This is a genomic window from Microbacterium sp. P26 (assembly GCF_023712585.1).
Classification (GTDB): Bacteria; Actinomycetota; Actinomycetes; order Actinomycetales; family Microbacteriaceae; genus Microbacterium; species Microbacterium algihabitans_A.
Genome location: NZ_JAMAXZ010000030.1, coordinates 1 through 434, shown reverse-complemented (window position 1 = coordinate 434; position 434 = coordinate 1). Strand labels below are relative to the sequence as shown.

The window sequence follows — 434 nt, the reverse complement described above, 5'->3', positions numbered from 1 at the left end:
ACCGAAGGTCCGGCGCGCGCTGCGCATCGCAGCTATCTTTACGCGATGGGGATCACCGAGGAAGAGATCCACCAACCCTTCGTCGGCGTCGCCACCTGCTGGAACGAGGCCGCGCCCTGCAACATCGCGCTGAACCGGCAGGCGCAGGTCGTCAAGATGGGCGTCAAGCGCGGCGGCGGCACCCCGCGCGAATTCACCACCATCACCGTGACCGACGGCCTTGCCATGGGGCACGAGGGGATGCGGTCGTCGCTTGCCAGCCGCGATGCCATTGCGGACACGGTCGAACTGACCATGCGCGGGCATTGCTATGACGCGCTGGTGGGCCTTGCGGGCTGCGACAAGTCGCTGCCGGGGATGATGATGGCGATGGTGCGGCTGAACGTGCCCAGCGTCTTCATCTATGGCGGCTCGATCCTGCCCGGCCGCTATAA

1 protein-coding gene is annotated in these 434 nt (G+C 66.4%); it reads left to right on the top strand.

Annotated features, from left to right (window positions below; genetic code table 11):
• Window positions 1-45: 45 nt before the first annotated feature.
• On the top strand, window positions 46-434 hold a 389-nt coding region (locus M3667_RS16605), incomplete at its 3' end, for a dihydroxy-acid dehydratase (RefSeq protein WP_251509627.1).